The following is a 13,181-nucleotide window of genomic DNA, read 5'->3' as shown; positions in this document are numbered from 1 at the left end:
CCAGCCTGACGTGAGCGTATCCCGCGACCCTGCTGCAGCGATCCGCTGTCGCGCGCTTGTCGATCGCCCTCGATCCGCTTAACGGGACGTGTTGAATTGCGCATGGGTACGCCGTATTGCCGGGTACGGACGCATCGCGCGCACCGCGCAACCGTCAGGATTTCCCTGATGGTCGGCATGCTCCGCAACGCCTCCCGACCGCGCGTCGCGGGCGGCGGCGGGTAGTGGGAAATCGAATGGATGTCATCGCAACATTTAATTGGTCGATCGAGATCGACTTCGCTATCGTCGGCGATGCTCGCGTACGGAGTCGAACCGTGCCGCTGTCCGCGCCTCGCCGCATGATCGCGAGCGCCGCGGCCCGGCCGCCGGCCCGCCGCGTCCGATGAACCGGACGGACCCGACGCGAAGCCTGGCCGACCGACCGAAGGCGCATGCGCCTTCAAGCCACCCCGGCAACGATGTCCCGCCCCGCATGCGTGCCCCACGCGCATGCGGACCGCCCGATGCCGTTTGCGCCCGGGGCCGGACCAACCCATTGCCTGGATGCAATATGTCTAAGACAACGTATTACGCGCCGCATGGCGGCCACCCGCCGCAGACGGATCTGCTGACCGATCGCGCGATGTTCACCGAGGCGTACGCGGTGATCCCGAAGGGTGTGATGCGCGACATCGTCACGAGCTGGCTGCCGTTCTGGACGCACACGCGCCTGTGGGTGATCGCGCGCCCGCTGTCGGGTTTCGCGGAAACCTTCTCGCAGTACATCGTCGAAGTGAATCCGGGCGGCGGCAGCGACAAGCCCGAGCAGGACAAGAACGCCGAAGCCGTGCTGTTCGTCGTCGAAGGCGAAGCCGAGCTGACGCTGCAGGGCCAGAAGCACACGCTGAAGCCGGGCGGCTATGCGTTCATCCCGCCGGGCGCGGACTGGACGCTGCACAACGTCAGCGATGCCGCGGTGCGTTTCCACTGGGTGCGCAAGCACTATCAGGCGGTCGACGGCATTCCGTTGCCGGAAGCGTTCGTGACCAACGAGCAGGACGTCGAGCCGATCCCGATGCCGGGCACCAACGGCGCATGGGTGACGACGCGCTTCGTCGACATGAGCGACATGCGTCACGACATGCACGTGAACATCGTGACGTTCGAGCCGGGCGGCGTGATTCCGTTCGCTGAAACGCACGTGATGGAGCATGGCCTGTACGTGCTGGAAGGCAAGGCTGTTTATCGGCTGAATCAGGACTGGGTCGAGGTGGAAGCCGGCGACTTCATGTGGCTGCGCGCGTTCTGCCCGCAGGCTTGCTATTCGGGTGGGCCTGGCCGGTTCCGTTATCTGCTGTACAAGGATGTGAACCGTCACATGAACCTGACGCTGAACCCGGCGCGCTGAAGCGTCGCGCAAGTCGGATATGAAAACCCGCTGGTGTGAGCCGGCGGGTTTTTTTTCGGGGTTCCGCGCGGGTTTCCTTGGATGTCGGGTGGCGACCCGGAACGGCCCTTCAGATTTTATCCAAAGCGGCCAATCGTTGCCACCTGCGGCGGGATTTTATAGCCACGCTCGACGAGTATCTTGGCCTCGGCGCGACTGCGGAATCATTCCCGATTAAATCGCTTCTCCCGCAGGGTGCCGTTGGAACCTTCAACGGAGTCGTTCTGCCAAGGGCGGCAAGAACGGACACAGCGTGTACGATCTGGTCTTCAAGAAAACCATCCAAGGAGAGAGGAATGAATCCGGAACAGGCCCGAGCCGAAGAAACCGAGGCGATGGAGCGCATGGTGGCCGCCACGCTGCGCGTGCAGAGTACGTTCGCCTCGATGCAGAAGCAATTTCCGCCGCAAGGCAGCGGCGAGCCTTCGCCGTTCGCGCTGCAAACCTTTGATGCTGCCCTGCAGGAACTTGAAGACGCACAGGCCGCGTTCGATGCGCTGCTGAACGATCTGATCGACGGTAACCGCTAAAGGCTACGCCCTTATCCGAACCGATTGTCGACGATCTAAAAAGCTGTGTCGAACGGCCGTTCGTAGCCGGCAGCCGCCGGTCGTGATCTCCAGCAACTGGCCGAACGGCGAACTTCGAGCAGTCCCGTGCGGGCCGCTGATAAGCTCGGGCAGCCAAAGCAACTTTTCCCGGTCACATGAGCACGCACCCCACCGCAGCCCCTGCACCCGTCACTCCAATGATGCAGCAGTACCTGCACCTTATCTGACAAGGCTTCGCGCGCAAACCTACGCTCACCTTTTTGAGGATCGTCCGCGAACGCCCCCCTTGAGCCATTCGCTGATAGCAAAAGCGATCATTCCGCCTGCGCGTTGAGGAATGAGCGGATTCTTTGAGCGCCTTCTTCGGGACTGCAAGTCGACGTATCCAGACGCATCGAGTAGGGCCTTGAGTAAGCTGGATGCCCGAATTGGGATCGCGCCATTCCTTCTCCACGGTCCGGCCTGCTGCGTTCACGCTCTTCCAGAACATCCAATGGGCAACAAACACCTATCACGTACGTGCGGCGAGGCGCGAGTGCAGAAATACATTCTTCGAAGGCGGTTGTATCTCGCAGCACAAGATCGAGAACAATCCCGAAATGACTTGCAGCTACGCGCTTCAGGGTGGACTGCAGATTGAGGTGATGTATCCTGAGCGCCTGATTCAACTCTTCATCCGATCTCATGTCACGCCTACGCGACATTTCGACGAATGCATCGAGCGATATGTGGAACATCGGCGCTTCCGAGCTATTCTGAAGCGCCTTGGCCAAGCTGCTTTTTCCCGCGCTGGTAGGTCCGTGCAATACGATCGCGATCTGTGTCATATGTCTCGCCGGCAACTCTAAGTCGATCCGTGCTGACAATTGTCGGCGATATTCTCAGCGCAGTCGATTGTCCGTTCATGGCCGAAAGGCGCCGATTCTCCCCGCATTCCCCCGTAACTCGTAACGAGTCTGTTTTCATCGGCGATGCGTATCGCTACAGCCCGAGCGCACCCGCCGCAAGCATCGCAACCTCCAGCCGTGTATCGGGCGACAACTCGTCTTCCATCAACCACACGGCCGACAGTCCCGACCACGCGAGAATCCACTGCAGCAGCCGGCGCCGGTCGAGTTGTGCGGTATCGGCCACGACCGCGACGCGCCGCCCGAAACGCACGGGATCGACCGCGATGTCGTGTGCGGGATTGCAGAACAGATTCGCGTAGTCGAACGTGCGCTCGCCGCGCAGCCCTTTCGGGTCGATCGCGCGCCAGCCGCGATCGCCGAAATGCAGGATGTTGTCGTGATGGATGTCGCCGTGCAACACGACTTCGTCGACGGACGGCTCGGCGAGCAACTGGCGAGCGATCGCCGCGGAGCGGCGCAGCACATCGTTGTCGGCATCGCTCGATAGCAGCGCATAGAACCAGTCGTGCAGCGGCACGACCGCAGGGCACTGCGGCGCACGGTGCGCGTGCAGCCGCGCGACGACGTCGCAAGCGATGCGCATCGTGTCGTCGTCGTGGCCGGCTGCCGACAATGCGGCGAGCGACGGCGCCGGCTGCGCGCGTTCGAGCAGGATCGCGTCGCCGTCGTGCCGCCACACCTGCGCGGCGCCTTGCCCGTTCCACCAGGCCATCAGCGCATTGCCGCGGCGTTCCTCGTCGCACGTCGCGACTTTCAGCATCGCGGGCCGCGCGTGCCAGACGACCGGCAACAGGCCGCCGCTCGCGGTCAGGATCGGGCCACCGTCGGGAACGAGGCCCCACAGGTCGAGGTATCGGTCGAACATCACGCGATGGTACAGGCGAACCGGCTCATGCGCCTCGCCTGCCCGGCCGCGACGACATGCCGCAGACCCACATACGCGCCGCGAGCGGGCCCCGGTGCGCTTTCCTAAATAAAATTTAGCCAGCCAAACTTTGGCTAAAGAATGTTCCGGTTTCGCGCCATCCCTTCGACAATGCGCGCCTTTCGTGACCGATCGGCGCCGCTCGCGCGCCGGCCGTCGCGGCACTGAAGAAGGAGCCCCGACATGACCGACCCCACCGCCAACCCATCGCCGCCGCCCGCGCCGCCATCCGCACCGCCGCGCCGCCGCCGCGTCTGGCGCACGCTCGCGGGCGCGTTGCTCGGCCTGACGCTCGCATGCGCGGGCATCGGCGCATGGACGATCGATCGCATCTGGACGCAGTTGCCGTCCGTCGAACACCTGGCCGTCTATCGTCCCGCGCTGCCGCTGCGGATCTTTTCGCGCGACGGCGACCTGCTGGCCGAATACGGCGTCGAGCGGCGCGAGTTCGTGCCGCTCGAACGCATTCCGCCGCTGATGCGGCACGCGCTGCTCGCGGCGGAGGACGCGAAGTTCTACGAGCACGGCCCGGTCGATGTCGGCGGTCTTGCGCGCGCGACGTTCGCGAACGTCGTGACGGGCCAGCCGGGCCAGGGCGGCAGCACGATCACGATGCAGGTCGCGCGCAACTTCTACCTGACGCGCGACAAGGTGCTGAGCCGCAAGCTCGCCGAGATCCTGATGGCGGCCAAGCTCGAACGCGAATACAGCAAGGACAAGCTGCTCGAGCTGTACATGAACGAGATCTATCTGGGCGAGCGCGCATACGGCTTCGCGGCCGCCGCGCACGTGTACTTCGGCAAGCCGCTCGATGCGCTGAGCGCGGGCGAGGCGGCCGTGCTCGCCGGGCTGCCCAAAGCGCCGTCCGCGTTCAACCCGGTCGTCAATCCCGCGCGCGCGACCGCGCGGCGCAACTACGTGCTCGGCCGGATGCACGCGCTCGGGCAACTCGACGATGCGACGTATCGTGCGGCCGTCGACGCGCCGATCGCGCTGGCGACCACGCCGCCGCCCGGCATCGTCGCGGCGCCGTACGTCGCCGAGCGCGCGCGCCGGATGATGGTCGAGCGGTTTCACGACGACGCGTACACGCTCGGCCTCGACGTGACGACGACGATCTCGATGCGCGACCAGCGCGCGGCCGAAGCCGCGCTCGAGCGCACGCTGAGCCGCCAGGCGCGCGCGAAGCGCGAGACGCGCAACGGGCTCGAAGGCGCGCTCGTGTCGCTCGATGCGGCCACCGGCGACATGCTCGCGCTGGTCGGCGGCGCGGATTTCAATCGCAACGTGTTCGACCATGCGCTGCAGGCGTATCGCCAGCCGGGGTCGAGCTTCAAGCCGTTCGTCTATTCGGCGGCGCTGGAGAAGGGCTACTTCCCCGGCGTGCTCGTCGACGATACCCAGCGCACGCTCACGCACGCGGAAACCGGCGCGCGGCCGTGGCGTCCGCGCAATTTCGGCAATCGCTACGAAGGCTTCATCCCGGTGCGGCGCGGGCTCGTGCGTTCGAAGAACCTGGTCGCGGTCAGCCTGATGCAGGCCACCGACGCGCGCTACGTGCAGCAGCACGCGGTGCATTTCGGCTTCGACGCGCAGCGCAATCCGGCGTCGCTGCCGCTCGCGCTCGGCGCGGGCGCCGTGACGCCGCTCGAACTCGCGAGCGCCTACAGCGTGTTCGCGAATGGCGGGACGCGGATGGAGCCGCGCCTGATCCTGTCGGTGAAGCAGCGTCACGGCGGCGCGATGTACGAGGCGACCGTGCCGGCGGGCGAGCGGGTCGTATCGGCGCGCAATGCGTTCGTGATGGACAGCATGCTGCGCGACGTCGTGCGGGCCGGCACCGCGCGCGGCGCGCTCGCGCTGCGGCGTGACGACGCGGCCGGCAAGACGGGCACGTCGAACGGGTCGAAGGACGTATGGTTCGCCGGCTATTCGTCGGGCATCGTCGCGGTCGCGTGGCTCGGCTACGACACGCCGCGCCCAATGGGGCGCGCGACCGGCGCGACGCTCGCGCTGCCGGTCTGGCTCGACTACATGAAGACGGCCGTCGACGGGCGCACGCCGGTCGCGGCGATGCCGCCCCAGGACGTCGCGCTCGTCGACGGCGACTTCGTCTACGCGGAATACACGCGCGGCACGTGCACGGCCGACGTGCCGGCGTATATCCGCAGCCGCTTCGCGTGCGGCGGCGCGGCGGCCATCGATGCGCCCGACGCGCCGGCCGACAACGGCAAGCGCGACGAGCCGATGCCTGCCGCCGTCGATGCGGCCGAGCGCGAACGCGTGCTCGACCTGTTCCGGACCGACGACTGACGCGCGCCATGCATACGCTCTATCTGATTGCGATCGTCGCGGAAGCGATGTCGGGGGCGCTGATGGGCATGCGCCGCGGGATGGACCGCTTCGGCCTCGCGCTCGTCGGCGCGGTGACGGCGCTCGGCGGCGGCACCGTGCGCGACGTGCTGCTCGGCCACTATCCGCTCGGCTGGATCGCGCATCCCGAATACCTGGTGATCACGCTCGTCGCGGCGACCGTCGCGTCGTGGGCGGCACGGCACGTCGCGCGGATGAAGACGCTGTTCGTCACCGTCGATGCGATCGGCCTCGCGGCGTTCACGATCATCGGCTGCGACGTCGGCGCGTCGACCGGCACGGCGCCGATCATCGTCGTGCTGGCCGGCGCGATCACGGGCGTGTGCGGCGGGATGCTGCGCGATTTACTCTGCAACGAGATGCCGCTGATCCTGCGCGAGGAGCTGTACGCGAGCGTCGCGTTCGTCACGGGTTCGCTGTATGTCGGGATGCAGCATCTCGGCATCGACACGGGGTTCGCGACGCTCGTCGCGCTGGCGGCCGGCTTCTCGATGCGGATGCTCGCCGTACGGCTCGGCTGGAAGATGCGGAGCTTCGGCGCGGCGGACGTCGAGCATTGAGCGCGCGCGCCGGCATTCAGTCAGGCCGCATCAGCTGAAAGACGTGCCCGCGCTACGCGGGCACCATCACCGGCGGCGTCCCGTCGCCGGTTTCCACCATCTTCACCGCGAAGCCGTAGCACTGCGCGATATGAGCAGGCGTCATCACGTCGCGCGGTGCGCCATGCGCGACGATCGTGCCGTCGGCGAGCATCGCGATCGCATCCGCATGCCGGGCGGCGAGGTTGGGATCGTGGACGATCGCGAGCACGCCGAGCTGCCATTCGCGCGCGACGGCGCGCACGGTATCGAGCAGGCGGTGCTGGTGTGCGAGATCGAGCGCGGCGGTCGGCTCGTCGAGCAGCAGGTAACGCGGGCCGGGTTCCGTCGTGTCGTGATCGGGCCACAGCTGCGCGAGGACGCGGGCGAACTGCACGCGCGCGAGTTCGCCGCCCGACAGCGTCGTGACGTCGCGGCCGACGAGCGCGTCGGCGCCCGCGCGTTCGAGCGCGCGCCATGCGATGTCGCGATCGCGGTGCGACGTCGCACCGCTGCGCCGCGCATGCGGATAGCGGCCGAGCAGCACGATTTCGTCGACGCTGAACGGGAACGCCGGCTGCGCGGCCTGCGGCAGCACCGCGCGCAGGCACGCGAGCCGCGGCGCGTCGATGCGTGCGAGCGGTTCGCCGTTCAGCGTGACGTCGCCCGTCACGCGCACGCCGTGCGGCGCGACGCTGCCGGTCAGTTCGCCGGCGAAGGTTTTCAGCAGCGTGCTCTTGCCTGCGCCGTTGCGGCCGAGCAGCGCGGTCACGCGGCCGGGTTCGATCGACAGGGACAGGTCGCGCAGGATCGTGCCGTGCCGGCGGGCGACGTCGAGGTGGTGGGCAGTCAGCATGGTCGTCGTGAAGAAGGAATTACCCGCCGAGCGCGCCGCGGTTCTTCCACAGCAACGCGAGGAAGAACGGCGCGCCGAGCAGCGCGGTCAGCACGCCGAGCGGAATGTCGGCGGGCGCGGCGACCGTGCGCGCGGCGAGATCGGCCGCGAGCGTCAGCAACGCGCCGAGCAATGCGGCGCCGGGCAGCACGATGCGCTGGTCGGGGCCGCACGCGAGGCGCACGCAATGCGGCGCGACGAGCCCGATGAAACCGATGATGCCCGCGCACGACACGAGCGCGCCGACCGCGAGCGCGACCGCGACGAGCACGCGCCGCTTCAGTCGCTGCACGGGCACGCCGAGATGCAGCGCTTCGGTTTCGCCGAGCTGCAGTGCGTTCAGCGCGTCGCGCTCGCGCACGAGCAGCACGCCGCCGAGCGCGACGCACGGCGCGACGGCCGCCAGCGTCGGCCATTGCGCGCCGCCGAGGCTGCCGAGGCTCCAGAAGGTCAGCGAGCGCAGCTGTGCGTCGTCGGCGACGAACGTGAGCAGCCCGATCGCCGCGCCGACCAGCGCATTGATCGCGATGCCGGCGAGCAGCAGCAGCGGCAGCGCGAGCCGGCCGCGCGACGCGGCCAGCCGGTAGACGAGCGCCGCGACCGCGAGCCCGCCCGCGAACGCGGCCACGGGCAGCGCGGCCGCGCTTGCGTGGGCGGCGAAGAGCGCGGGGCCGAGCACGATCAGCGTGGTCGCGCCGAGCGCGGCGCCGCTCGATACGCCGACGAGCCCGGGATCGGCGAGCGGATTGCGGAACAGCGCCTGCATCGCGGCGCCGGTCGCGCCGAAGCCGCCGCCGACCAGCAGCGCGAGCACGACGCGCGGCGCGCGGATGTCGAGCAGCACCGCGCGCGCCTGCTGCGCGGCCGGGTCGCCGCTCAGCGCGGCCCAGGCTTCCGCCAGCGGAATGCGGTACGCGCCGACGCACAGCGCGACGACGGACATCACGCCCACGAGAATGGCGAGCGCGGCCAGGACGAACGGCGCGAAGCGGCGCGACGTGCCGAGGCGCGCGGCGCCGGCGCGCGAGGCGGACGATGGCGCGTTGAAGGGCGAGGCGTGAGCGGGCATCGGGTCGATCCGGATTCAGGCGAGCGCATCCGACAGGCGTCGGTGCAGGGTCGTGACGGCGAGCGGCAGGCGCGGGCCGAAGCCGAGCAGGAACAGCGCGTCGAGCGACACGACGCGCCGCGCGCGGCCGGCCGGCGTCGCGCCGAAGCCCGGCGTCGCGAGCAGCGCGGCGTGGCCGCCGACGGCCGCCAGCCCTTCGTCGGAGATCAGCACGACGTCGGGCGCGGCCGCCGCGAGCGCCTCGGTCGTCAGCGGCTTGTAGTGATCGAAGCCCTGCATCGCGTTGCGCGCGCCCGCGTAGCGGATCATCGCGTCGGCGGCCGTGCGCTGGCCGGCGACGAGCGCCTGGGTGCCGGTATGGTTCAGCACGAACAGCACGCGCGGCGGCTGCGCGCCGCCGGGCACGCGTGCGGCGACCGCGTCGCGCGCGGCCTGCCAGTCGCGATCGAAACGCTGCAGCAGCGCGGCGCCGGCGTCGCGCACGTCGAGCGCCTGCGCGACGCCGGTGATCTTCGCGCGCACCGATTCGACGTCGTGGCGCTCGTCGAAGGTCGTCACCGTGACGCCGGCGCCTTTCACCTGCGCGATCGCCGTCGGCGGGCCGGCTTCCGCCGAGGCCAGCACGAGATCGGGCCGCAGCGACAGCAGCCCTTCGGCCGACAGCGCCCGCTGGTAGCCGACCTTCGGCAGGCGCTTCGCGGCGTCGGGATACGTGCACGTCGTGTCGGCGCCGACGAGCCGGTAACGCGGCGTCTCGGCGCCGCCGAGCGCGAATGCGGTTTCCGCGAGCGCGCCGCCGATCACGATCACGCGTGTCGGCGCGGCGGCCGCGCCCTGCGCGAACGCGCCGCCGGGCAGGGCGCCCGCGAGCGCGCCGGCCGCCGCGCCGGCCAGCAGCGACCGGCGGCGCGGATCGAACCGCCGCGCGCTCACCGCGCGGCTCCGCGTGCGGCCGCCGGCAGCGTCGCGACGAGCGCGCGCCAGTCGTCGCGCTCGACCTTGCCGGGCTTGCGCTCGCCGAACAGCAGCGCGACGTGGTCGCCCTGCCGGTCGAACAGTTCGAGCGACGTGACGATGCCGTCGCTCGTCGGCTTCTTCACGACCCACGCGGCGGCGATCAGGTCTTCGCGCACATGCAGGTTGAAGCCCGGATCGAGCACGTTGATCCACGCGCCGACCTCGCGCACGTTCGCGACGGGGCCCGTATGGATCTGGATCATCCCCGCGTTGCCGACGAACACCATGATCGGCTGGCCGCTTTTCGCGGCCTGTTCGAGCACGTGGCGCAACGCATGCGCGGTTTCGACCGGATATGCGTAGCGCGGATCGGCGAGGCGCAGCGCCTGCATGCGGCTCACGCCGAAGCGTTGCGTGATGCCGAAGAACTGGTGCGTGTCGGTCATCGCGTCCCACGCGGCGCGAAGGCCCGCGACGTCGATCTCGGTGTCGGCGCGCTCGGGCGTTTTCGCTGCGGCGGGCGCGACCTCGAGGCCCGGCTCCTGCGACGGCGCGCGCCAGCGTTCGACGAACGCGTCGTATGCGGCGTGATCGCTGTGCGCGCGCAGGTAGACCTTGTGGATCGCATGACCTTGCGCGTCGAAGAACTGCAGGCTCTTCAGCGGGCCGTGCGCGGTCTCGTCGCGCACCGCGAACGCCGACACCCAGTGACGATAGAAGATGCGCAGGTCGATGTCGCCGAGCGCGAGCCCGACCGGGCCGTCGTGGCTCATCTGCGCGTACTCGCCGTCCTTTTCGTGGACGGCCGTGTCGTTGCGCGTCAGCGCCATCACGCGGCCGAGGCGCGGCATTTCCTCGAACATCGCCGGAAAGCGCGCGTCGAGCCGCACGACGTGCTCGCCGACGAACGCGGCGAGCGCCTCGCCTTCGCTGACGCCGAGCGCCTGCGCGACGTCGCGGTTGCGCAGCTGACGCTCGGTCTTGAGCTTGATGAACGCGTCGCGCAGCGCGGCGGCCGCGCGGGCCGGCGTGGCCGATTGACCGGGAAGGGCGGATTGCATCATGTCGGACTCCTTCGAGTAACGGTTGGGGTAGGCGCGCGGGCAACGCGCATCAGAAATCCACTTTCATGCTGACGGCGACCGTGCGGCCGGGCGACGAATACGCGTCGAGCACCTGCGAATCGGCCGCGATGCCGCGCACGTCCGACCAGTTCCAGTACTTGCGGTCGAACAGGTTGCGGATGCCGATCGTCGCGCTCACGTGCTTGTTGAAGCGGTAGCCGCCGCGCAGGTCGACGACGAACGACGACGGCGGCGTGAAGCACGCCTTGTTCGAACAGTCGGACTTGTCGACGTCCTTGTCGCGTTTGGCGGCCTGGAACAGCAGGTCGGTCTGCACGAACCAGCGTTCGGTCGGCTCGTACCGCACGCCGAACACGGCCGAGAACGGGTTCACGGTGTTCAGCGGCTGGCTGGCCGCGCCGTCGTTCTGCGTCGAGCCCTTCGTGAACGCCATCGCCGTCTTCAGCGTGATGCCGTTCGGCATCACCCATTCGGCGCGGCCTTCGAGGCCATGAATGCGTGCGTCGGCGAAGTTCACGTACTGGAACACGAACGGGTCGACCGGCCGGCCGCTGCCGGCGATCGTCGTGCGCGAGATGAAGTTGCGGTAGCGGCCGGTGAACGCGGCCGCGCTGTAGCGCACGATGCCGTAGCCGGTGCCGGCCTTGCCGCGCAGGCCGGCTTCGAACGTGTCGCTGGTTTCGGGCTTCAGGTTCGGATTGCCGATCGACGTGTAGCCGTACACCGGATTCGAGAAGCTGCTGTTCACCTGGTCGGGCGTCGGCGCGCGGAAGCCGTGCGCGTACTGCACGTACGGAATGACCGCGGGCGTGATCTCGTAGAGCACGGCGACGCGCGGCGACAGTTCGTTCGCGCTCGTCGACACGGCCTTGCCGGTGAACAGCGGATCGTTCTCGGTCGGGCTCAGCCGGTACGTGTCGAAGCGCAGGCCCGGCGTGACGAGCAGGCGGCCGTAGCCGATCTGGTCCTGCACGAACGCGCCGAACAGCGTGTAGTCGGTGTCGGGGAACGCCTTGTTCGGGAACGCTTCGCCGACGCCCGGCACCGTGCCGTCGCGCAGGTTGGTCACGCGCGACAGGCTGCCGTCCAGGCCGACCAGCAGCTTGTGCGCGAGCGGGCCGGTCGCGAAGCCGCTCTCGGCGAACGCGGCGCCGCCGAACGTGCGTTCCTTGTACTGGTTGTCGCGCGAACGCGAGGGCAGCTTGCCGCGCGTCTCGAACGCGTATTGATCCTGCTTCGCGTCCTGGTAGTAGAACTGCACGTGCGCGGTTTGGAACCAGCGGAACGCGTCGTCGCGAAAATCGTAGTCGACGCTGAAGCGGTTGCGTTCGAGCCGGTCGTGGGTCGTGAGGCCGAGCGTGGTCGGCGCATTGATCGCCGACAGCACGTCGGTGCTCACGCGCCGCTGCACCGTTTCGGCGGTGAACTTGATCGTGTCGCGCGTGGTCGGCGTCAGCACGAGCTTGCCGAGCAGCGATTCCGAATACACGTCCTGCGGGTTCGACGTCGTGCGCAGCGTGCTTGCCGTGTTGTTGCCGCCGCGCGTGTCGACCTCGTGGCCGCGCCGGCCGTCGGCGATGATCATCCCCTGGACGCGATCGTTGCCGCCCGCGGCCGACACGGTCGCGCCGATGCTGCGATCGGTCGAGTCGTAGCTCGGCCGGAACGAGAAGTAGTAAGGCTTGTTGTAGACCGACAGCAGGTCGCGCGGGTCCTTCGTGATGAAGTTCACCGCGCCGGTCAGGCCGTCGCTGCCGTAGAGCGCCGACGCCGGCCCGCGCAGGATCTCGATGCGCTTGAGCGTGTCGAGATCCGCGTAGTCGCCGCGGCCCGCTTCGAGCGGCCCGAACGAGAACGCGTTCGGCAGGCGGATGCCGTCTTCCATCAGCAGCACGCGATTGCCTTCGAGGCCGCGGATGTTGATGCTCGAATCGCCGTCGCGGCCGCCGCCGAGCGCGGCGCTGCCGGGACGGTACGCGGTGCGGCGCACCGTGATGCCCGGCTCGTAGCGCAGTGCGTCCTTGATGTTGGTGGCCTGCTGCTCTTCGAGATCCTCGTCGGTGATCACCGACACGGACGCTGCCGTGCGGCTCGCCGCGGTGGCGGTGCGGGTGGCCGTGACGGTGACGGGATCGAGCAGCGCCGCGTCGCCGCGCGTGGAGGCGGCCGCGGTGGTCAGGACGGCGGACGGCGGGGTGGCGCCTTGCGGCGACGAATCGGCGTGAGCCGGGGCGGCGGACAGGCCGAACGCGCCGAACAGCGCGGCACAGATCGGCCGCCGCGCCAGCGTATAGCAATGCACAGGTGGTCTCCCATTGACGATAACAAGCCCGAAGGCTGGCTGGGTGACGCGTTCACCTGGCTGGCCCGTTTGCGCGCGACAGGCGGCAAACGGCGATGTGAAAGGC

General features: G+C 68.8%; 11 protein-coding genes. 4 read left to right on the top strand and 7 right to left on the bottom strand.

Annotated features, from left to right (window positions below; translation table 11 throughout):
* Positions 1 to 553 precede the first annotated feature (553 nt).
* A complete protein-coding gene (locus tag DFS13_RS21740) occupies positions 554 to 1,390 on the top strand; it encodes a bifunctional allantoicase/(S)-ureidoglycine aminohydrolase (RefSeq protein ID WP_006487082.1) in 837 nt (278 codons plus the stop codon).
* Between the two features lie 335 nt (positions 1,391 to 1,725).
* Positions 1,726 to 1,959: a hypothetical protein gene (locus tag DFS13_RS21735; protein ID WP_006487081.1), complete on the top strand. Its 234-nt coding sequence runs from the start codon at positions 1,726 to 1,728 to the stop codon at positions 1,957 to 1,959.
* A 335-nt stretch (positions 1,960 to 2,294) separates the two neighbouring features.
* Here the strand turns inward: DFS13_RS21735 and DFS13_RS21730 are convergent, their stop codons facing one another.
* Positions 2,295 to 2,807 (bottom strand): chloramphenicol phosphotransferase CPT family protein, encoded by a 513-nt coding sequence (locus DFS13_RS21730; protein ID WP_012493593.1) that lies wholly within the window; start codon positions 2,805 to 2,807, stop codon positions 2,295 to 2,297.
* A gap of 154 nt (positions 2,808 to 2,961) precedes the next feature.
* A complete protein-coding gene (locus tag DFS13_RS21725) occupies positions 2,962 to 3,756 on the bottom strand; it encodes an aminoglycoside phosphotransferase family protein (protein WP_062910199.1) in 795 nt (264 codons plus the stop codon).
* A 243-nt stretch (positions 3,757 to 3,999) separates the two neighbouring features.
* On the opposite strand from DFS13_RS21725, the gene DFS13_RS21720 reads away from it, so the two are divergent.
* Entirely contained in the window at positions 4,000 to 6,129 is a 2,130-nt protein-coding gene (locus tag DFS13_RS21720) for a penicillin-binding protein 1A (RefSeq protein WP_006496214.1), read from the top strand.
* An 8-nt stretch (positions 6,130 to 6,137) separates the two neighbouring features.
* On the top strand, positions 6,138 to 6,749 hold the full coding sequence (locus tag DFS13_RS21715; protein WP_006485872.1) for a trimeric intracellular cation channel family protein: 612 nt from the start codon (positions 6,138 to 6,140) through the stop codon (positions 6,747 to 6,749).
* A gap of 52 nt (positions 6,750 to 6,801) precedes the next feature.
* On the opposite strand, the gene DFS13_RS21710 is transcribed toward DFS13_RS21715, so the two are convergent.
* From DFS13_RS21710 to DFS13_RS21690, 5 genes are read right to left on the bottom strand one after another with little or no spacing between them, the layout of a single operon-like run.
* Positions 6,802 to 7,623, bottom strand: a complete 822-nt coding sequence (locus DFS13_RS21710) for a heme ABC transporter ATP-binding protein (protein WP_006485871.1) — start codon at positions 7,621 to 7,623, stop codon at positions 6,802 to 6,804.
* A gap of 19 nt (positions 7,624 to 7,642) precedes the next feature.
* Positions 7,643 to 8,731, bottom strand: coding sequence for an iron ABC transporter permease (locus DFS13_RS21705; RefSeq protein WP_034203205.1), 1,089 nt, complete (start codon positions 8,729 to 8,731; stop codon positions 7,643 to 7,645).
* Between the two features lie 15 nt (positions 8,732 to 8,746).
* Positions 8,747 to 9,664 carry a hemin ABC transporter substrate-binding protein gene (locus DFS13_RS21700; RefSeq protein WP_034203206.1) on the bottom strand — a complete coding sequence of 306 codons (918 nt, stop codon included), beginning with the start codon at positions 9,662 to 9,664 and terminating at the stop codon, positions 8,747 to 8,749.
* Positions 9,661 to 10,752 carry a hemin-degrading factor gene (locus DFS13_RS21695; RefSeq protein ID WP_034203207.1) on the bottom strand — a complete coding sequence of 364 codons (1,092 nt, stop codon included), beginning with the start codon at positions 10,750 to 10,752 and terminating at the stop codon, positions 9,661 to 9,663. The genes DFS13_RS21700 and DFS13_RS21695 overlap by 4 nt, the downstream gene beginning before the upstream one ends.
* A gap of 49 nt (positions 10,753 to 10,801) precedes the next feature.
* The gene (locus tag DFS13_RS21690; protein ID WP_111442110.1) at positions 10,802 to 13,075 is read right to left on the bottom strand and encodes a TonB-dependent hemoglobin/transferrin/lactoferrin family receptor; all 2,274 of its coding nucleotides are present in this window, start codon (positions 13,073 to 13,075) and stop codon (positions 10,802 to 10,804) included.
* Positions 13,076 to 13,181: the final 106 nt, after the last annotated feature.

Source organism: Burkholderia sp. 28_3 (assembly GCF_003253915.1).
GTDB classification, from domain to species: domain Bacteria; phylum Pseudomonadota; class Gammaproteobacteria; order Burkholderiales; family Burkholderiaceae; genus Burkholderia; species Burkholderia cenocepacia.
This window is presented reverse-complemented; position numbering and strand designations above follow the sequence as displayed.

What these genes read in the sequence shown, in the direction of transcription:
- DFS13_RS21720 (WP_006496214.1), top strand. Translation starts at nt 4,000, where the DNA reads ATGACCGACCCCACCGCCAACCCATCGCCGCCGCCCGCGCCGCCATCC.
- DFS13_RS21715 (WP_006485872.1), top strand. Translation starts at nt 6,138, where the DNA reads ATGCATACGCTCTATCTGATTGCGATCGTCGCGGAAGCGATGTCGGGG.
- DFS13_RS21730 (WP_012493593.1), bottom strand. Translation starts at nt 2,807, where the DNA reads ATGACACAGATCGCGATCGTATTGCACGGACCTACCAGCGCGGGAAAA.
- DFS13_RS21695 (WP_034203207.1), bottom strand. Translation starts at nt 10,752, where the DNA reads ATGATGCAATCCGCCCTTCCCGGTCAATCGGCCACGCCGGCCCGCGCG.
- DFS13_RS21725 (WP_062910199.1), bottom strand. Translation starts at nt 3,756, where the DNA reads ATGTTCGACCGATACCTCGACCTGTGGGGCCTCGTTCCCGACGGTGGC.
- DFS13_RS21735 (WP_006487081.1), top strand. Translation starts at nt 1,726, where the DNA reads ATGAATCCGGAACAGGCCCGAGCCGAAGAAACCGAGGCGATGGAGCGC.
- DFS13_RS21705 (WP_034203205.1), bottom strand. Translation starts at nt 8,731, where the DNA reads ATGCCCGCTCACGCCTCGCCCTTCAACGCGCCATCGTCCGCCTCGCGC.
- DFS13_RS21740 (WP_006487082.1), top strand. Translation starts at nt 554, where the DNA reads ATGTCTAAGACAACGTATTACGCGCCGCATGGCGGCCACCCGCCGCAG.
- DFS13_RS21710 (WP_006485871.1), bottom strand. Translation starts at nt 7,623, where the DNA reads ATGCTGACTGCCCACCACCTCGACGTCGCCCGCCGGCACGGCACGATC.